We start from the raw sequence: 18,044 nt of genomic DNA, 5'->3' as shown, positions 1-18,044 counted from the left end.
CCCCCGGCCCTTTTCTTTTGTCAGAGCCAGACTCGAACGAATTACGCCGGAATGGCGTTGACGATCAGGTTTTCCTCGCCCGCTTCCGTCCCGCGGATGAACGCGAGCATGTCGGGATTGAGGATCTCGGGATGCGTCGACAACAGGCCGTGCGGCAAATCCTTGTAGGTCTTCAGCGTGCCGTTCTTCAGCAGTTTGACCGTCAGCGGCCCCGCATCGGCATAGGGCACGATCTGGTCGTCCTCGCTGTGGATCACCAGAACGGGCACGTCGATCGCCTTCAGATCCTCGGTAAAGTCGGTTTCCGAAAACGCCTTGATGCACTCGTAATGCCCTTTGGCGCTGCCCATCATGCCCTGTCGCCACCAATTCTGGATGAGGCCCTGCGATACCTTCGCGCCCGGCCGGTTGAAGCCGTAGAACGGCCCGCTCGCGACATCGAGGTAGAATTGCGCGCGGTTCGCGGCCAGCGCGGCGCGGAACTGGTCGAACACCTCGATGGGCAGCCCGCCGGGGTTCGACTCCTTCTTGACCATCACCGGCGGCACGGCATCGACCAGGATCGCCTTCGTAACGCGCCCCGGTGCCGCGCGGGCGACATAGCGCGCGACTTCGCCGCCGCCGGTCGAATGACCGATATGGATCGCGTTCCGCAAGTCGAGCGCGGCGGTCAGTTCGGCGACGTCGGCGACATAGGTGTCCATCTCATTGCCGTCGCTCGTCTGGGTCGATCGGCCATGGCCGCGCCGATCATGCGCGATCACACGAAATCCTTCGGCCAGAAAGAACAGCATCTGGCTGTCCCAATCGTCGGCGCTCAGCGGCCAGCCGTGGTGGAACATGATCGGCTGCGCGTCGCGCGGCCCCCAGTCCTTGTAGAAGATCGTGGTGCCGTCTTGGGTCGTGATGTGCGTCATGGGGGGCATCCCTAGCCAATTCTACCGGCCAGCAGGACCGGCGCCGTCGTCACGCGCGAAGCCAAAAAGCAGGTAAGCTGATCGTCCGGGAACCTGTTCGACTCGGTCACGGGACGGGCCGGAGCGTAACACCCTGGGCGCTGCCCGTCAGCAACGGCGCGCGCGATTTGACACACGGCTGAACGTGGCCCGGCGCCCGCCCGTCCTTAGGCCGGCTTCTCCGCGACAATCAGGAACAGCGCCTTCCTGCGGAAGATCAGCTTGCTGACCGCACGGATCGGCATGTGGTTCAGCCAGGTCAGCGGAAAGCGGCGGAACGAATGCTGGATGCCGACCTTGAACCCGGCCTTCTTCAGGCCATCGACCATCTCGAACGGATCGAGCAGGCGTTCGGCATATTCGCCCGTTTCCGGATTGCGGCACCATGACAGTTCGGGCCGCACCGGCAGCGTGCCGTCGGCGACGAACTTCGCGGCGGCGGCCTCGACCTCCGGCTTGACCAGCCCGGCGGTCGCATGGACCAGCTTCTTCATGTCCTCGCCGGACAGTTGTGGCTGGACCGCGCGGATCATCTCCTCGCGCATCGCGCCGTACGGTTTCGTCCCGGCATGCTCGACCGGGCGAACCTCGGTCGCGAGCCATTCGGCATGTTCCCACGATTCGTCGCGCTCCGGCCACATCGCCATGTTCCGCGTCCGGAACTCGTCGTTATAGGCGTTGCTGTCGTTGGCGATGACCAAGCGCCCGCCCGGCTTCAGCAAGGTGAAGCAGCGGTCGTACATCAGCTCCAGGCTGTGGACATGCTCGACCGCCTCGCTGCTGAACATGCCGTCGAACGATGCAGGAGGCAGATCGACCGTGCACACGTCGCCGACCAATGCCTCGACCTTGAGCGTCTCGCCGCGCGCCTTCGCGGCGTCGAGGCATTGCTGCACGCCGTCGATCATCGACGGCAGGATGTCCATCGCCACCACCGTCGCGCCAGTTTCGAGCGATAGCGCGGCGGCTTCCCACCCGAACCCGCACCCGATTTCCAGGATGCGCTTGTCGCCATAGAAATTGCCGAGCCCCGCGATCAGCCGGATCCACCAGCCGAACCGCTCCCAATTGTGGCTCTCGATGTCGCGGCGATAGACGAGAAGGTCGGGATGGTCCGACCCGTTGCTGTAATCGATGATGCGCGACGCAAGTTCGCCGGTCGAAATGCCAGTCACTTAACCCCCCAAGTGCTCGATCGTCGGTCGGCCGATCACGGCGACGTGAACAGCCAACGAATTGGCACGCTATTGTCGTGGGCCATCGATTGATAGTGGTTTTCACGGTCGCAGCCGGGCGATCTGTGCCAATAAACGCCAGTCGCGACAGATTGCACGGCACGCTCCTTGTCCTAAGGAAGCGCGATGAACGACCCGATCACGATCCGCCGGCTGTACGGACGCCGACAGGGGCACAAGCTGCGTCAGGGCCAGTCGGCGCTGGTCGAGGAATTGCTGCCCCGGATCAGCGTGCCCGACACCGGACCGCTCGATTCCCGCATCCTGTTCGGCGATGACCGGCCGCTTGAACTCGAGATCGGCTTCGGCGCGGGCGAGCATCTGGCGGGGCAAGCGGCGGCGCGGCCCGATCATGGCTTTATCGGCTGCGAGCCGTTCCTGAACGGCGTGGTCGGCGCGCTCAACCATGTCCGCGATGAAGGACTGGGCAACGTCCGCCTGCACATGGGCGACGCGCTCGACGTCGTGGAGCGGCTGCCCGACGCCAGCCTGGATCGCGTCTATCTGCTCCACCCCGATCCCTGGCGAAAGGCGCGCCACGCCAAGCGGCGCATGGTCAATGACGGTCCGCTCGACCTGATCGCCGCCAAGCTGAAACCCGGCGGCGAGTTCCGGCTGGGCACGGACGACCCCACCTATTGCCGCTGGTCGATGATGGTGATGAACCGGCGGCGCGATTTCGCGTGGCTGGCGCGCGACGCGAACGACTTCCTGACGCGCCCCGCCGACTGGCCCGAAACCCGCTACGAACGCAAGGCGCGGCGGCAGGGGCACGAGGTCTGGTATTTCCGGTACCGGCGCGTTTAGCCCACCCGCCATGGGGCAGGCCTGAACACCCCGATGATTAGAGCTCCTTCAACGGCGTCTCGGTAGCCGCCAGCGCGGCTCGGGAGGGGGTCTTGCCATCGACCACCAGCGCGCGGCCCTGGACATAATCCCGGGTCGCATTGACGCAATCCAGCGCGATCACCCGCCCCTGCCGCAGATAGATGAGCGAAAAGCTTCGCGTCGCCGGGTCGCCACGCACCACGACATCGTCATGACCGATCGATAGTCCCACGGTCTGCAGCCGCAGGTCGTACTGGTTCGACCAGAACCACGGTACCGCGTGATATGGCACGGCCGCGCCAGTAATCGCCTTCGCCGTTACGGTGGCTTGGTCATTGGCGTTCTGCACCGACTCGAGCCGGATCTCGGCGCCGTCGGCAAATGCGTTGGCGTGCAACGCGCAATCGCCGATCGCGAAAATATCGGGCAGGCTGGTCCGGCAATATTCGTCCACCCGCACACCATTGCCGCCTGCAGCACCAGCCGCCAGTAACGGCGCGACCTCGGGAACGATGCCGATCCCCACCACCACCGTTTCGCACGGCAGGATCGTGCCGTCGCTCAGCCTGACGCCGGACACGCGTCCGTCCGTTCCGACGATGCCGTCGACCTGGGTGCCGAGCAGGATTTCCACGCCCTGCCCGCGATGCTCGGCTTCGTAGAAGCGCGACAGCGTCTCGCCGGCGACCCGCGAGAGGACGCGATCGAGCGCTTCGACGACGGTGACATGCTTGCCGAACTTGCGCAGCACCGCCGCCGCTTCCAGCCCGATATAGCCCCCGCCCACCACGACCACCCGATCGACCGTCGCCAGCTCGGCGCGCAGCCGATCGGCGTCGGCGCGAGTCCGCACGGTATGCACGCCGATCAGGTCGTGACCTTCGCAGCTCAGTCGCCGCGCACGGCCACCCGTAGCCCAGATCATCGCGCCATAGCCGACCTCGACCCCCGTATCGGTCGAGACACGATGCGCCGCTGCATCGACCGCGGTGACGCGCTGGCCGAGCAGCATCGCGACGTCTCGCTCGCGCCAGAAGGCGTCCGGCCGGATCAGGATACGCTCGAACGTCTTGTCGCCCGACAGATAGTCCTTCGACAGCGGCGGCCGTTCATAGGGCAAGTCCGGCTCGTCGCCGACGACCGCGATCGACCCCGCATATTTCGCCTGGCGCAGCGCGATCGCGGCCTGCGCCCCGCCATGCCCGGCGCCCACGATCAGGACATCATAGTGTTGCGTCACGCGACCACTCTCCCACCCGCGACCCGCCAGCACGACGCGATGGAGGCGCCGACGCGGAAATCACGCGCACATGACACGATTTATTCCGCGTGGACCACTTCGATCTTGGCCGGCTTCTTGAGCAGCAGCACCAGCGGCAGCACGCCGATCGTGATCCACATCATCAGGTAGAAATCGTCGATATAGGCGATCATCGCCGCTTGCTTGTTGATCATCCCGTCCATCATTTCGAACACAGCGTCGGACACGATGCCGAACTGAAAGATCTGCGTCAGATTGAGGCCGGGGACCATCTTGTCGGTTACATGCTGGGCAAGGTCGGCGTGGCTCACCTGAATATTGCGCGCGAGCAACACGGTAACCATGGAGATGCCCGCCGATTGACCGATCGACCGCATCAGGTTGAGCAGGCTTGACCCGTCGGTCCGGAAGTGCGCCTCCAGCGTCGCGAAGGCGAGGCTGTTGAGCGGCATAAACACCAGTCCCATGCCCAGCCCCTGGACGAAGCCGGAAATGATGACCGGCCAGAAATCCATTTCCAGCGACCAGGTCGCCATCATGTGCAACGACCAGCCGAACAGGATCAGTCCGATCGCGATCACCGCGCGCGTATCGACCTTGCCGAGCAGGCGGCCCGCGAGCCACATCGTGAACAGCACGCCGACGCCACGCGGCGCCATCATCTCGCCGGTCTGCACGACCGAATAGCCGAACAATTGCTGCAGCATGGACGGCAGCAGCGCCATCGGCGCCATCGTCGAAATGCCGATGATGACCATGAACACCATGCCCATGACCAGGTTGCGATTCTTGAACAGATGGCGGTCGAACAGCGGCTTTTCGGCGGTCGCGAAATGCACCACCGCCACCCATAGAGAGGCGATGGCGATCAGCCCCTCGATGATGATTTCCCAGCTCGAGAACCAGTCCTGGCTCTGGCCGCGGTCGAGCATCAGCTGAAAACTCGACACGGCAAGCCCGACAAAGACGAAGCCGGTAAAGTCGAAACTCCGCTCCGCCTTCGGGCGCGACGGGAGCAGGAACCACAGGATCGCGAAGGTCAGCGCGCCGACCGGCACGTTGACGTAGAATACCCAGCGCCAGTTGAAATTGTCGGTCAGATAGCCGCCCAACACCGGGCCCAGGATCGGGCCGACCATCACGCCCATCCCCCATACCGACATCGCCTGCGCCTGGCGCTCCTTCGGGTTGATGTCGATCATCGCGGTTTGCGACAGCGGGTTGATGAACGCCGCGAAAATCCCCTGGAGCGCGCGGAACATCACCATCTCGCCCAGATTGACCGCCGTCCCGCACAAAGCGGAGGCGGCGATAAAACCGCCGACCGCGATCAGGAACAGGTTGCGGCTGCCCAGCCGATCGCTCAGCCAGCCGGTCGCCGGCAACGCGATCGCGGTCGCCACGATATAGCTGGTCAGAACCCAGGTAATCGTGTCGTTGGTCGCGCCCAATTCCGCCGTCATGTGCGGCAGCGCGACGTTGGCGATCGTCGTGTCGAGGATCTGCATCACCATCGCGCCCATCACGCCGATAGTGAGGAGCGGACGGTTCGACGTTGCGAGCAGCGGCTTGCTGAGCGCCGGTTGCGCTGCCGCCGCTCCCGACCGTGCGGGAGCGGCCGCGCTAGCCATTGGGCTTGGTATCGACGCTGACGTCGGTCGACAGGCCGGTGATCAACGCGCGGTCCGTCTTGCAGGCGATCGAGATGCGAACCGGCACGCGCTGGGTCACCTTGACCCAATTGCCGGTCGCGTTCTGCGCCGGCAGGATCGACGCCGACGATCCGGTGCCCGCACCGATGCTCTGCACCTTGCCGCACAGTTTCACGCCGGGATAGGCGTCGAACTTCAACTCGACCGGCTGGCCGACGCGCATGTTGGCGAGCTGTGTTTCCTTGAAGTTCGCCGTCACCCAGGGCGAGGTCACGACCAGGCTGAGCGCGGGAACGCCCGATGGGGTGATGTTGCCGACCTGCAACCGGCTGGTCTGGGTGATGATGCCGTCATGCGGCGCGCGGACCACGGTGCGCGCCAGGTTGAGCGCGGCCTTGTCGCGCTCGGCCATCGCGGCCTGGACGGCGGCGGGAACGCCCGACCCGGCGACGCCCGATCCCAGCTGGACCTTCGCCTTTTCCACTGCGGCGCGCGCGGTCGCGAGGCGCGCCTTCGCGGCGAGCACCTCATGCTGCGCGGCGTCGAGCGACGCCTTCGTGGTGAAGCCCTTCTTCCACAGCGCGTTCTGCCGCTCCCACGTCGCCTGCGCCAGCGCGATGTCGGCATTGGCGCTTTCGACATCAGCCGCGGCGCCGCCGGTGTCCGTCGCCATGGTCGAGACGTTGACTCGCGCGCTCGCGATCGCTGCGTTGGCTTGTTCGAGCGCGATGCGATACGGTTCGGGGTCGATCACGAACAGGATGTCGCCCGCCTTGACCGGCTGGTTCTCGCGAACGCGGACTTCGACGATGCGGCCCGACACGTCGGGGCTGATCGAGACTGTGTCCTGTTCGACATAGGCGTTGTCGGTCGATTCGTAGCGGCCGCCGGTCAGGTAGAAATAGCCCGCGACCGCCGCAATCAGCAGCGGCACGATCGCCATCAGGCCGATCCGGCCCCAGCGCCGCTGCTTGGGCGCGGGCGCCTCGACGCTTTCGATGACGTTGGCCGCGGCGACCTGGTCGGCCACTGGTTTAATCTTGGGATCGGCGTCAGCCATGGGCGGTCTCGGTCGTGCGGGGAGCGGGAAGCGCGAGCAGGTTCGCGCGAATCAAATCGAGGGAATCGTTCAACGCCTCTCGCGCCGGGGGCGGCATTCCCACCAACGCCTGGTCGATCAAATCGCCGCCCATGTCGCGGAGATCGTCGAGCATCGGCCGCGATTTGTCGGTCAGGAACAACAACCAAGCGCGCCGATCGGCGGGATCGCGGCGACGCTCGACCAGCCCGGACTCCTCCAGCCGGTCTATCATCCGGCATGCCGTGATCGGCTCGACATCCAGCAACTCGGCCAGCGCGCCCTGATTGATGCCTTCGCTGCGGTTGAGCACCGTCAGGGTGCGCCATTGCGCGCGCGTCGCCCCGATCTGCCGCGCGCGCTCGTCGAACCGGCGGCGGAGCAAACGCGATACGTCGCTGATCAGGAAACCGAGTGAGTCGCTCATGACCGTCAATATAATAAGCCTGCTTATATGTTAAAGCCTCTACCCCAATTATTTTGCGGTGCAACATAAAAGTTGAACGTCCGGGCCGATTGGAGACACGCGAACACGCGCATTTTCGCTACCGCCACGCGTGAATGCCGCATACACTGACGCCATGACCGCGCCCCGCAGCAGCAAGCCCAGCTTCGCCAGCCTGCTGCGCTCCATGTCCCGCCGCCAGGACGACGAGGAAGAGGCTGTCCCAACCGCCGACCCGCCGGGTTCGTTTCGCGTCGATCCGGCGCGCGTCCGGCTGTGGAGCGGTCTGCAGGGGCCAACCCCCGAGGAATGTCGCGATCGCATCACGGTGATCGCGCGTGAAGGGCAGCGCGAGCCGGTAACGGTGCGTCCCGTGTTCGACGACGCCCTGTTCGAATATGAGGTGATCGCCGGCGCGCGCGACTGGGTCGCGGTGCGTCATTTGCGCGACGTCGCGATTCCGCACCTCGATCTGCTGGTGCGGGTCGAACTGGTCGATGACGACGGCGCGGGGCAGCTGGCGACCGAAGCGCCCGCACTGCTACAGCCGGTATTGCCCGAACCGATCGTCGCCGCGCTCGGCGGTGAGGCCCTTCCCGCCGACGTCGCCGCCGATCTGGCGGAGCGGCTCGACGGCCCGCTGGCCCCCGCCATCCTCGCGACCGCCCGCCAGATCGCCCGCGCGCAGGATGCGCGGCGGAGCGACGGCTTGCCGCCCTATCCGGCGGGCGAGGTAATGCGGCTGATCGATGCTGTCGGCCTGGCGGACGCGCCGCCGCCGCTCGATGTGTCGCTGAGCATCGTCGATGCGAGCGCGAACGGCGTGACGTTCCGGATCGGCGCAGAGGACCAACTCCCGCCAGAAACGCTCGCCCGCGTCGTGAAAGCGATGATCGATGGCGCCGCGGAGGACGGCATCGCCGTGACGTGGGCTACTGACCCGACCGCCGCCACATCCCCTTGAGCACCTGGCCCAGCAACGCGGGCGCGCCGGGCCGCAGCAACAGCCAGTCGCGAATCGCCGGGCCCTTCTCCGCGCCGATGACACGCTTGTAACCGCTATCGCCCGCACCCCAATCGACCGTCGTCATACCATCGTCGAGTGCGCGAGAGAGATTGCGATAATAGAGCAATTTGCCCGGCGAATGCCTGGCGAACGCGGGATCGTAGCTGTTGGCGATCGCATATTTGAGACGGCCGACGTTCAAATCGAACGAGAAAGCCGCGGGTTCGCCATCGACCGTCAGCAACGCCGCCCACATCATGCCCGCCACCACCGGATCGCCCGCTGCCTGTCGCCAGAACGCGCCATGACCGTGCTTCGTGAACTTCGCGTCGCTGCCGTCGGTGCGGTCGGCGATCCAGCTCTTTTCCTCGATTTTTGCGAGCAGATCGAACCCGCCCGCGAGCAAGTCGGCCCCCGACAGGAACGTCCAGGCAAGCTCGCCGTGCTCGGCAAGGTGCTTTTCGTGGAACCGATTCTTCTTCAGCGTCGAATTGCGGGGCCAGCCGCCCTCCCCGGCCTGCGCCGCGACCATGTCGAGCGCGTAGCTGTCGGCGACGAAGCGATCGAGCACCACCCAGCCGCGCCGCTTCGCCGCTGCTATCAGCGCGGTCGTTGCGGGATCGCCGTCATAACTCGGCCCGATCCGCAGGCCGTTGACCTGCTGCCCCAGCCGATCGACCAGCGCGTCGAACGCGGCGGGCTCGGCATGTTCGGCGGCGGGAAAGCCGCGAAACGGCCAGTAGCATCCGGGCACCATCGCCAGCCGCGCCGGGGTCGGGCCGAAACTCGCGAACGGGAGCGCGATCACCGGATCGCCGTCATGCTCGACCACCAAAGTCCGCGCGCGCAGGCCGTAGGCGGCGGTCGCGGCGGCGAACCATTGATAGCGCAGGAAGCGATGACTCTCCGGCGCGGCGTCGGCGACGGTGTCGATCAGCGCCGACAGCCCTTCGAACGCCGCCGCGCGCGTCGCGGCCGGCAGTCGGGTGAACTCTGAAAGCAGCATGGGCTTGGTCATCGCGCGCTTGCTCTAGACGACAGGCGTTACCAAGCAGTGATGACTTCCCTAAACGCGCACTGATCGGCATCATGCGCCGCGATGCAAGTCGCCACCGTCTCGACGATCGCCCAGACGATCCAGCTTTCGCTGTCCCCGGTGTTCATGCTGGCGGGCATAGCGGGGTTGCTCAACGTGCTGGCCGGGCGGATGGCGCGCGTCGTTGACCGCGCCCGCGCGCTGGAGGAACTGCACCCGCGATCGACCGGGCCGGAGCATGACCGCCACGTCTGGGAACTGCGGCTGCTCGACCGGCGAATCTCGATCATCAACTTGTCGCTGTTCCTCGCGGTATCCAGCGCGATCATGACCTGCACCGTCGTCGCATTGCTGTTCGTCGCCGAACTCGCCGACCTGAAATTCGGCACCTATGTCGCGCTGGTCTTCATCCTCGCGATGCTGTTCCTGATCGCGTCGCTGGTCGCGTTCATCGTCGAGGTGCGGATTTCGCTCCGCGCCGTCCATATCCGCGCCGAACTGCTCGAGCACAAGTGACCGAAAAGCGCATGCTGCAGATCGTCGTCGCGATCGCGTGCCTGGTGCCATTGTCGATCGGCGGCGAAAGCATCGTCCGCGGCCCTTCGTTTCTCGGTCACCCACCGGTGGTGCCCACCGATCTCGACAGCCATTTCCGCTATATCTCGGGCATCTTCTTCGGGGTCGGCGTCGCGTTCGCCACCTGCATCCCCAATATCGAGGTCAAGGGCTCGCGCTTCCGCTTGCTCGGCGCGCTCGTGATTTGCGGCGGCCTGGCGCGCGTCGTCTCGCTGCTGTCGGTCGGGCCGCCCAGCACGGGCCACCTGTTCGGCCTCGCGATGGAACTCGGCGTCGTGCCGCTCCTGATGCTGTGGCGGGCCGGGTTCGCGCGGCGTTATTTGGCCGCCTCGACCTCCGGCCCGGCATCCACGGTCGGCAGGTAGCGCGGCGCGACGCGCGCCTTCGACGCCTGTTCATAGACATAGCCCGCCTTCAGCAATTCGCGCTCGCTCCAGGCCGGTCCGATGAACGAGATGCCGACCGGCAGCCCGCGCACCAGCCCCATCGGCACGGTGAGGTTGGGATAGCCCGAAATCGCCGGCAGCTCGGACGAGCTTGGGCCATTATACTGGTCGCCATAGACCGGGTCGCTCAGCCAGGCGGGGCCATAGCTCGGCTGGACCAGGATCGACGCCCCGGCGTCGGCCAGCATCTTGTCGATCGCGCCCTTGGCGGCGGCGAATGACTTGGCGCGCTGGTCCTTGTAGGTAGGCTCGTCCACGCCCTTCGACTTTGCCGCCATGTCGAAGATTTCCTGCGCGAAATACGGCATCTCGGCCGCGCTGTTGGCAGTATTGAACGCGATCACCTGATCGAGCGTGCGAGTCTTTACCGCGGGCGGGGTCGAGGCGAGATATGTGTCGAGGTCGCTCTTGAGTTCGAACTTGAGCACGTCGAACTCGGCGTCGCCCATGCCCTCGGTCTTGGGGCGCGTCACCTCGATCAGCACCGCGCCCTGCGCCTCCAGCACCGCCAGTGCTTGCTCGAACCTGACCTTCTCCAGCACCGGCGTGTCGGTGCGCAACACCGCGATCCGCACGCCTTTGAGCGACGAGCCGGGAAGCACACTGGTGTAGGGAGGCGGCGCAACCCGGTATTGCGGGCGCGCCACCATCGCCGGATCGGCGGGGTCTAACGCATCCATCGCATCGAGCAGGATCGCGACGTCCTTCACACTCCGCGCCATCGGCCCCGGCGTGTCCTGGCTGTGGCTGATCGGCACCACGTACGTGCGGCTGACCAGGCCCACGGTCGGCTTCAGCCCGACCAGCCCGTTCATCGACGACGGGCACACCACCGATCCGTCGGTCTCGGTTCCCAGCCCCGCCGCCGCGAAGCTCGCCGCGATCCCGGCTCCCGTCCCGCTCGACGATCCGCAGGCGGTGCGATCGAGCGCATAGGGATTGCGCACCAGCCCGCCCACCGCACTCCACCCGCTCATCGACTTGGTCGAGCGGATATTGGCCCATTCGCTGAGGTTGGTCTTGCCCAGGATTACCGCGCCCTGCGCGCGCAATCGCGCCACCACCGGCGCATCGCGCTTCGTGACGTTATCCTTGAGCGCCAGGCTCCCCGCCGTCGTCGCGACCGGGTCCTTGGTCTCGATATTATCCTTGATCAGGATCGGCACGCCGTCGAGCGGGCCGAGCGGTTTCTTCGCCTTGCGCCGCGCGTCGCTCGCTTGCGCCTCGGCGATCGCGTCGGGATTGACCGCGATCACCGCGCGCAAGCTCGGCCCCTTGCGGTCCATCGCCTCGATCCGCGCGAGATAGGCCCGGGTAATCGCCTCGCTGGAGACGCCCGACGCCATCGCGGCGCGCAGTTGATCGATCGACTGTTCCTCGACCACCGGCAGGCTTTGCGCGAATGCCGCGGCGGGCGCCACGATCAGCAACAGGGCCAGAAACGGTCGCATCGGCTCACCCCCACGTCGTTATCGTCCACACCGTGCGCCAGTCCGCCGTCCACGACAAGCGACTCACTCCCCGAACAATTCGCGCTGCGCCTTTTCAAGTTCCTCGGCATAGCGCTTGCGGACGAATTTCTCGGACAACGTCCCCAGCACCACGCCGTCATTCCCGACCACCGCGAGTTCATCGGCCTGGACGACGTCGAACTTGCCCATGATCGCGACGATGTCGTCCTGCGGGCTAAGCGGCGGCAGCGGCGTGCGTACGAGCGTCTCGACCACCGTCTCCGGCGCCACGCCCTCGGCATAGACGATCGCGGGCGGAATGATTCCGGCATAATCGCCGTTCGCGTCGGTCAGCACGACACGACTGACCGCGCCCAGCGGATAGCGGCGGCGAAACTCGGCGGCGGTCGCGCTCGCCGGAATTTCCTGGACCTCATGCCGCATCATGCGCCCGGCGGTCAGCAGCTTCACCCAGCCGACGTCGCGCGCGCTCTTGATCGTCTCGCCACGCAGATGCAGCCGCCAGGTCGAGAAGCTGTAGCCGAACATTTCGCGCACGATCGTCGACGCGATCAGGGACGCCGCCATCACCGCGCCGGTCAGGAGGAAGCTCTTGGTCGCTTCGAACACCAGCATCGCCATGGTCAGCGGTGCGCCGATCACCGCCACCGCCATCGCGGCCATGCCGACCAGCGCCGCATCGCCCGACGGCAGGATCTGATAGCCGGCCGCCAGCGCGACCAGCCCGGCGAACAGATGCCCGGCCAGCGTCCCCAGAAACAACGAGGCGAAGAACAACCCGCCGCGAAACCCGAAACCCAGCGAGACCACCGATGCAAGCGCCTTGGCGACCAGCACGATCGCGAGGAACTGCAACGATGCGCCCACCGCCAGGTCGGTGCCCAGTGCGCCATGTCCGGCCGACAGCACTTGCGGCGACCAGGCTGCGATCGGGATCATGAGGACGCCGCCCACCGCTGGGCGCGCCCAACTGGGCAGCTTGATGCGACGTGTGCCCCACTCCACCGCGGCCACCGCGCGCATCAACGCAATCGCGATCAGCGCGCAGATCGCGCCCAACAGGCTGTAGAGGATATAATGATCGCCCGGCACGGCGAGCGACGAGTTGACCGCCGCCACGGCATAAGGCGGCGCGCCCATGGCGTGCGCCACGAGGCTCCCCGTGAGCGACGCCGCGACGATCGGCGCGATCGCGGCGGGCGTGTAGGCGCCGATCACGATCTCGAAAGCGTAAAACGCCCCGGCCAGCGGCGCGCCGAACGCCGCAGCGATCGATGCTCCTGCTCCCGCCCCGACCAGAATGCGCAAGTCCGCTCGCCGCGCGCCAAGCCCAAGGCCCACGGCCGACCCCGCCGCGCTACCCAATTGAGCATAGCCCGCTTCGAGTCCGACCGACGCGCCGAATCCGTTCGAGATCGCGGTCTGCGCGGCGATGATCAGGCTGTCGGTCATCGACATGCGCCCACCGTGCAGCGCGTTCGCCTCGACCGCATCGACCAGGGTCCGCTTGCGCGACCGCACCGCCCACGAAAAAGCCGCCAGCACCACGCCGCCGAGCGGCAGCATCGCGAGTTGCGCCGGACTTAGCGCCGGCATCAGGCTGAGCCGTTGTTCATCGGGCAGCCGGAACAACAGATGCTGGATTCCCCGCGCGATCGACCCCAGCGCGACCGTCGCAAGGCCGGACGCCGCTCCAACCGCGATGGCGAGGCCAATGAACCAGAATTCGCTGGAACGAAACTTACGCCGCACCCACGCGATCGGCGTCAGCGCGCGATAGGAAAGCTGCAACCCGGCCATGGCGCGCGCTATCCGCGCATAGGCCGGAAATGAAAAGAGGCTGCCGGGGGTCTCTCGACGCCCCGGCAACCTCCTGACATGGTCAGCGGCCGGAGAGCTCCAGCCCGGAGGACCATGCGGACCGCTAGCTCTATGGACCTTGCGTTGATTGGGGGAAGATACCCCCCGTCAAGGTCCGGCGAGGCTTAGCGGCGCGTCCCCCGAACGAACTGAACCGACCCCATTGCTGAACCATGAGACATCGGATCACCTCCTTTCGCTTGTTGAAACGGCGTACCCAACGCTGGGTACAAGTGGAATGTGAATCACGTGGATAAGCATTTCAAGTCTTGTAATTCACACAAAATTCGACGATTCTCTTTCGCCTTGGTCGGCTCCCTAGCGACTACCCCCGGCAATCCTCGATCACGCGCCCGATTTCGGCATGGGGTGGAAGCACCAGCGGCGCGACACCCTTCTGCTCGATCACGAAACGCCCGCGGCTGAACGCGATGGCATCGAGCATCGGATCTTTAGCCGCAAAAAACAGCATCGGCACAGCTTCGCCAGCATCCGCTGTGGTCGCCAGCACACGAGTCAACGTCGTCGTCCGGATCGTCGCCGGGGCAGCGGCGATGCCGGTCAGCCGCACCTGCCGGGAAATGCGGTCGCAGGTCAGCGATACCAGCGCTCGCTCGCCATTCTCGAACCTTCCGATCGTGGCGTCGCCCTGCTTCCTGTATCGCCACTGCCCCGGCGTGAAAGGCCAATCGTTCCAGTCGCTCGCCAGCGGCGCGGGCGGTGGCGCAGGGGTCGGTCGCGGCGGCGGCGTGACGACCGGGGCCGGCGGCGCTTCGGGCGATTGGGGCGGCGCCACGCATCCGGCGAGGGTCAGGGCGAGGAACGAAACAGCCAAAAATCTACGCATCGCCCGATCATGGCGACACCGGCGCCGCGCCTCAACCCGAAAGCGGCGAACGCATCGGGATCGGCGACGCGTCACGTTCGTTGCTGATCGCGCCACCAAGGGGATTGAACGTGACCGACGACGCCGCACAACATTTGCTGACCGCCAATCTGGGCGAAACGATGAAGGTGAAGAGCCGCGAGGGCAAGACGATCGGCGCGGTGCACGCGTACATGATTCATAAGCGATCGGGCCGCGCGATGTACGCCGTGCTTCGGCTGGGCGGATTTCTCGGCATCGGCAAAGCCTATTACGCTGTGCCGGTCGCGCTGTTGGCTTATGACAGCGCGGGCGACCAATATATCGCATCGGTCGAGCCGAAGGTGCTGGAGGGCGGTCCGAGCTGGGCAAGCACGGCGCCGGCCTTCGATCAGGACTATGCCGATCGCGTCGCCAGCTATTACGGCGCGGACCGGCAGGATCTGGCGATCGGGTGACGGCGCGAGTCAGCGCGCGCGCCGACTGCTCCCCGGCATACCGGCGCGCATCTTCTGGCTCTTGCCGTAACGCGTCTTGCGCGTCCCTGGCTTGCCTTCGTTCGACCGTCCCATGATCGGCGCTTTGTGCTCGCTAGGCGGCAAGCCGAGTTCCTCCGCCTCCAGCGACCGGATTTCGTCGCGCAGCCGCCCGGCTTCCTCGAACTCCAGGTCCGCCGCCGCCGCGCGCATCTTCTTTTCGAGCTCCTCGATATACGCGCGCAGGTTGTGGCCGACCATGTGCGGGCGGTCCTCGTCGATCTCGACCGTCACTTGGTCACGGCTGGCAACATCCTGGATGATGTCGCCGATATTGCGCTTGATCGTCGTCGGCGTAATCCCGTGCAGTACATTGTATTCGCGCTGCTTCTCCCGCCGCCTGTTGGTCTCGTTGATCGCGCGTTCCATGCTGCCGGTCATGCGGTCGGCATAGAGGATCACGCGCCCGTCGACGTTGCGCGCGGCGCGGCCGATCGTCTGGATCAGCGACGTTTCGGAGCGCAGGAACCCTTCCTTGTCGGCGTCGAGGATGCAGACGAGGCCGCACTCGGGAATATCGAGGCCTTCGCGCAGCAGGTTGATCCCTACCAGCACATCATAGACTCCGAGCCTAAGATCACGGATCAGCTCGATTCTTTCCAGCGTCTCGACGTCCGAATGCATGTAGCGGACCTTCAAGCCCGCCTCGTGCATGAACTCGGTCAGATCCTCCGCCATCCGCTTGGTCAGCGTGGTGACGAGCGTGCGATATCCGGCCTCCGCGGTCTTGCGGCATTCGTTGATGCAATCCTGCACCTGGTCCTCGACCGGGCGAATATCGACCGGCGGGTCGATCAGCCCGGTCGGACGGATCACCTGTTCGGCGAACACGCCGCCGGTCTGCTCCATCTCCCACCCGCCCGGCGTTGCAGAGACGTAGGTTGTCTGCGGGCGCATCGCGTCCCATTCGTTGAAGCGCAACGGGCGATTGTCGATGCAGCTCGGCAGGCGGAAGCCATATTCCGCCAGCGTGATCTTCCGCCGATGGTCGCCCCGCGCCATGCCGTTGATCTGGCCGATCGTCTGGTGGCTCTCGTCGACGAACAGCAGCGCGTTTTCGGGCAGATATTCGAACAGGGTCGGCGGCGGTTCGCCCGGCATGCGCCCGGTCAGGAAGCGCGAGTAATTCTCGATCCCAGCGCAACTTCCAGTCGCCGCAATCATTTCCAGGTCGAAGTTCGTACGCTGTTCGAGCCGCTGCGCCTCGAGCAGCTTGCCCTCGATCTGCAACTCCTTGAGCCGTTCGGCGAGCTCGAACTTGATCGCCTCCATCGCTTGCTTGAGCGTCGGCCCCGGCGTCACATAGTGCGAATTGGCGAACACACGGACATAGTTCAGCGACGCGATCTTCTTCCCCGTCAGCGGGTCGAACTCGACGATCTCCTCGATGTCGTCGCCGAAGAACGACACGCGCCACGCCGTGTCCTCATAGTGCGACGGGAATATCTCCAGATTGTCGCCCTTCACGCGGAAATTGCCGCGCGCGAAGGCGGCGTCGTTGCGCTTGTATTGCAGCGCGACGAGTTTCCGCACGATCTCGCGCTGGTCGACCGTCTGACCCTTCTTCAGGTCGAAGATCATCGCCGAATAGGTCTCGACCGATCCGATGCCGTACAGGCACGACACCGACGCCACGATCAGCACGTCGTCGCGTTCGAGCAGCGACCGGGTGGCGCTATGCCGCATCCGGTCTATCGCCTCGTTCACCGAGCTTTCCTTCTCGATGTACGTGTCGGACCGCGGCACGTAGGCTTCGGGCTGGTAATAGTCGTAATAGCTGACGAAATACTCGACCGCATTCTCCGGGAAGAAGCTCTTGAACTCCCCGTAAAGCTGCGCCGCGAGAATCTTGTTCGGCGCCAGGATCAACGCCGGCCGCTGCAGCGTCTCGATCACCTTGGCCATGGTGAAGGTCTTGCCCGACCCCGTCACGCCCAGCAGTACCTGGTCGCGTTCCCCGGCCAGCGCTGCCTCGGTCAGTTCCTTGATCGCGGTCGGCTGATCGCCCGACGGCTCGTAGTCGCTGACCAGCTTGAACGCCTTGCCGCCCTCGACCTTGGCTGGGCGCTCGGGCCGGTGCGGAATGAACGACTGCCCGGTCTCGGGTTCGGCCAGGTTGGTGCGAATCTGGATTGCCATAGTCACGGAATATGGGATGAAGGTGGCCAACCCGCAACAAAGCGGGAACGGTCGCGTCGGATTTTCAGGCCAGATACTTCAGGGGAGTCCAATCATGCGCCGTTTCCTGCTCGTCACCGCCCTGCTGCCGCTCGCCGCATGCAACAGCGGCCCGACCGTCACCGCCACCAACGCCAGCGAGGCGGAGGTCAAGGCCAAGGTCGCCGCAGCGACCGGCGGCGCGGACATGATCTCGCCGGGCCGGTGGGAAGGCACGATGACGATCAACAACATGAAGATGCCCAAGCTGCCGGCCGAAGCGCAGGCGAAGCTGGCCGGCCGGATCGGCGGCGCGCAGAAGTTCGTCAGCTGCGTGACCGAGGAGGACGTCAAGGCCAAGCGCGCCTTCTTCACCGGCGACAAGGAGGCCGACAAGAGCTGCACCTACAACCGCTTCACGATGGGCGGCGGCAAGATCGACGCGGCGATGACCTGCAAGAACGAAGGCGGCAACATGACCGCCACGATGACGGGCAATTTCTCGCCCGACAGCTATCATATGGAGATGGCATCGAATACGGACAGCAGCTCGCCCTATGCCGCGATGTCGATGAAGATGACCGTGGACGGCAAGCGCACGGGGGCTTGCCGCGGAACCGAAGACAAGGAGTGAC

The 18,044-nt window shown here is 65.5% G+C and carries 17 protein-coding genes; 6 read left to right on the top strand and 11 right to left on the bottom strand.

What is annotated here, in order from left to right; all coding sequences use genetic code 11:
- Positions 1–41: 41 nt before the first annotated feature.
- Together J0J06_RS01265 and J0J06_RS01260 are read right to left on the bottom strand one after the other, a co-directional pair.
- Entirely contained in the window at positions 42–917 is an 876-nt protein-coding gene (locus J0J06_RS01265; RefSeq protein WP_294039548.1) for an alpha/beta hydrolase, read from the bottom strand.
- Between the two features lie 206 nt (positions 918–1,123).
- On the bottom strand, positions 1,124–2,131 hold the full coding sequence (locus tag J0J06_RS01260) for a bifunctional 2-polyprenyl-6-hydroxyphenol methylase/3-demethylubiquinol 3-O-methyltransferase UbiG (protein WP_294039547.1): 1,008 nt from the start codon (positions 2,129–2,131) through the stop codon (positions 1,124–1,126).
- A gap of 186 nt (positions 2,132–2,317) precedes the next feature.
- Between J0J06_RS01260 and trmB the strand changes: the two genes are divergently transcribed.
- The gene (trmB, locus tag J0J06_RS01255) at positions 2,318–2,998 is read left to right on the top strand and encodes a tRNA (guanosine(46)-N7)-methyltransferase TrmB (protein ID WP_294039546.1); all 681 of its coding nucleotides are present in this window, start codon (positions 2,318–2,320) and stop codon (positions 2,996–2,998) included.
- 37 nt (positions 2,999–3,035) lie between these two features.
- Here trmB and J0J06_RS01250 read toward each other — a convergent pair whose 3' ends face one another.
- The 4 genes from J0J06_RS01250 to J0J06_RS01235 form a co-directional block, all read right to left on the bottom strand.
- Entirely contained in the window at positions 3,036–4,259 is a 1,224-nt protein-coding gene (locus J0J06_RS01250; protein WP_294039545.1) for an FAD-dependent oxidoreductase, read from the bottom strand.
- 80 nt (positions 4,260–4,339) lie between these two features.
- Positions 4,340–5,911 carry a DHA2 family efflux MFS transporter permease subunit gene (locus J0J06_RS01245; protein ID WP_294039544.1) on the bottom strand — a complete coding sequence of 524 codons (1,572 nt, stop codon included), beginning with the start codon at positions 5,909–5,911 and terminating at the stop codon, positions 4,340–4,342.
- A complete protein-coding gene (locus J0J06_RS01240; protein WP_294039543.1) occupies positions 5,904–6,992 on the bottom strand; it encodes an HlyD family secretion protein in 1,089 nt (362 codons plus the stop codon). Before J0J06_RS01240 ends, J0J06_RS01245 begins: the two co-directional genes overlap by 8 nt.
- A complete protein-coding gene (locus J0J06_RS01235) occupies positions 6,985–7,437 on the bottom strand; it encodes a MarR family winged helix-turn-helix transcriptional regulator (protein ID WP_294039542.1) in 453 nt (150 codons plus the stop codon). The genes J0J06_RS01240 and J0J06_RS01235 overlap by 8 nt, the downstream gene beginning before the upstream one ends.
- Positions 7,438–7,591: 154 nt before the next feature.
- Between J0J06_RS01235 and J0J06_RS01230 the strand changes: the two genes are divergently transcribed.
- Positions 7,592–8,419: a ParB N-terminal domain-containing protein gene (locus tag J0J06_RS01230; RefSeq protein WP_294039541.1), complete on the top strand. Its 828-nt coding sequence runs from the start codon at positions 7,592–7,594 to the stop codon at positions 8,417–8,419.
- On the opposite strand, the gene J0J06_RS01225 is transcribed toward J0J06_RS01230, so the two are convergent.
- Positions 8,388–9,479 carry a GNAT family N-acetyltransferase gene (locus tag J0J06_RS01225; RefSeq protein WP_294039540.1) on the bottom strand — a complete coding sequence of 364 codons (1,092 nt, stop codon included), beginning with the start codon at positions 9,477–9,479 and terminating at the stop codon, positions 8,388–8,390. The genes J0J06_RS01230 and J0J06_RS01225 overlap by 32 nt on opposite strands.
- Before the next feature lie 81 nt (positions 9,480–9,560).
- On the opposite strand from J0J06_RS01225, the gene J0J06_RS01220 reads away from it, so the two are divergent.
- Both J0J06_RS01220 and J0J06_RS01215 read left to right on the top strand, forming a co-directional pair.
- Positions 9,561–10,013, top strand: coding sequence for a DUF2721 domain-containing protein (locus J0J06_RS01220; RefSeq protein WP_294039539.1), 453 nt, complete (start codon positions 9,561–9,563; stop codon positions 10,011–10,013).
- Complete coding sequence (locus J0J06_RS01215) at positions 10,010–10,438, top strand: DUF4345 domain-containing protein (RefSeq protein ID WP_294039538.1); 429 nt, start codon at positions 10,010–10,012, stop codon at positions 10,436–10,438. The genes J0J06_RS01220 and J0J06_RS01215 overlap by 4 nt, the downstream gene beginning before the upstream one ends.
- On the opposite strand, the gene J0J06_RS01210 is transcribed toward J0J06_RS01215, so the two are convergent.
- The 3 genes from J0J06_RS01210 to J0J06_RS01200 form a co-directional block, all read right to left on the bottom strand.
- Positions 10,390–11,970 carry an amidase gene (locus J0J06_RS01210; RefSeq protein WP_294039537.1) on the bottom strand — a complete coding sequence of 527 codons (1,581 nt, stop codon included), beginning with the start codon at positions 11,968–11,970 and terminating at the stop codon, positions 10,390–10,392. The genes J0J06_RS01215 and J0J06_RS01210 overlap by 49 nt on opposite strands.
- Positions 11,971–12,033: 63 nt before the next feature.
- A complete protein-coding gene (locus tag J0J06_RS01205; RefSeq protein WP_294039536.1) occupies positions 12,034–13,791 on the bottom strand; it encodes a chloride channel protein in 1,758 nt (585 codons plus the stop codon).
- A 385-nt stretch (positions 13,792–14,176) separates the two neighbouring features.
- Positions 14,177–14,698: a hypothetical protein gene (locus J0J06_RS01200; RefSeq protein WP_294039535.1), complete on the bottom strand. Its 522-nt coding sequence runs from the start codon at positions 14,696–14,698 to the stop codon at positions 14,177–14,179.
- A gap of 110 nt (positions 14,699–14,808) precedes the next feature.
- On the opposite strand from J0J06_RS01200, the gene J0J06_RS01195 reads away from it, so the two are divergent.
- Complete coding sequence (locus tag J0J06_RS01195) at positions 14,809–15,174, top strand: PRC-barrel domain-containing protein (RefSeq protein WP_366931186.1); 366 nt, start codon at positions 14,809–14,811, stop codon at positions 15,172–15,174.
- Positions 15,175–15,183: 9 nt separating this feature from the next.
- Here J0J06_RS01195 and uvrB read toward each other — a convergent pair whose 3' ends face one another.
- Positions 15,184–17,391: an excinuclease ABC subunit UvrB gene (gene uvrB / locus J0J06_RS01190; protein ID WP_294039533.1), complete on the bottom strand. Its 2,208-nt coding sequence runs from the start codon at positions 17,389–17,391 to the stop codon at positions 15,184–15,186.
- A 94-nt stretch (positions 17,392–17,485) separates the two neighbouring features.
- Here uvrB and J0J06_RS01185 point away from each other — a divergent pair, with 94 nt between their 5' ends.
- Entirely contained in the window at positions 17,486–18,043 is a 558-nt protein-coding gene (locus tag J0J06_RS01185) for a DUF3617 domain-containing protein (RefSeq protein WP_294039532.1), read from the top strand.
- Position 18,044: the final 1 nt, after the last annotated feature.

Source organism: Sphingomonas sp., assembly GCF_017304615.1.
GTDB lineage: Bacteria > Pseudomonadota > Alphaproteobacteria > Sphingomonadales > Sphingomonadaceae > Sphingomonas.
Note: the sequence above shows the minus strand (reverse complement) of the source record. Positions and strands in the feature narration are given on the sequence as shown.

Excerpts from the sequence above, each read along its gene's own strand:
- J0J06_RS01265 (WP_294039548.1), bottom strand. The coding sequence starts at position 917 with ATGACGCACATCACGACCCAAGACGGCACCACGATCTTCTACAAGGAC.
- trmB (WP_294039546.1), top strand. The coding sequence starts at position 2,318 with ATGAACGACCCGATCACGATCCGCCGGCTGTACGGACGCCGACAGGGG.
- J0J06_RS01245 (WP_294039544.1), bottom strand. The coding sequence starts at position 5,911 with ATGGCTAGCGCGGCCGCTCCCGCACGGTCGGGAGCGGCGGCAGCGCAA.
- J0J06_RS01240 (WP_294039543.1), bottom strand. The coding sequence starts at position 6,992 with ATGGCTGACGCCGATCCCAAGATTAAACCAGTGGCCGACCAGGTCGCC.
- J0J06_RS01235 (WP_294039542.1), bottom strand. The coding sequence starts at position 7,437 with ATGAGCGACTCACTCGGTTTCCTGATCAGCGACGTATCGCGTTTGCTC.
- J0J06_RS01230 (WP_294039541.1), top strand. The coding sequence starts at position 7,592 with ATGACCGCGCCCCGCAGCAGCAAGCCCAGCTTCGCCAGCCTGCTGCGC.
- J0J06_RS01225 (WP_294039540.1), bottom strand. The coding sequence starts at position 9,479 with ATGACCAAGCCCATGCTGCTTTCAGAGTTCACCCGACTGCCGGCCGCG.
- J0J06_RS01220 (WP_294039539.1), top strand. The coding sequence starts at position 9,561 with ATGCAAGTCGCCACCGTCTCGACGATCGCCCAGACGATCCAGCTTTCG.
- J0J06_RS01210 (WP_294039537.1), bottom strand. The coding sequence starts at position 11,970 with ATGCGACCGTTTCTGGCCCTGTTGCTGATCGTGGCGCCCGCCGCGGCA.
- J0J06_RS01205 (WP_294039536.1), bottom strand. The coding sequence starts at position 13,791 with ATGGCCGGGTTGCAGCTTTCCTATCGCGCGCTGACGCCGATCGCGTGG.
- J0J06_RS01200 (WP_294039535.1), bottom strand. The coding sequence starts at position 14,698 with ATGCGTAGATTTTTGGCTGTTTCGTTCCTCGCCCTGACCCTCGCCGGA.
- uvrB (WP_294039533.1), bottom strand. The coding sequence starts at position 17,391 with ATGGCAATCCAGATTCGCACCAACCTGGCCGAACCCGAGACCGGGCAG.
- J0J06_RS01185 (WP_294039532.1), top strand. The coding sequence starts at position 17,486 with ATGCGCCGTTTCCTGCTCGTCACCGCCCTGCTGCCGCTCGCCGCATGC.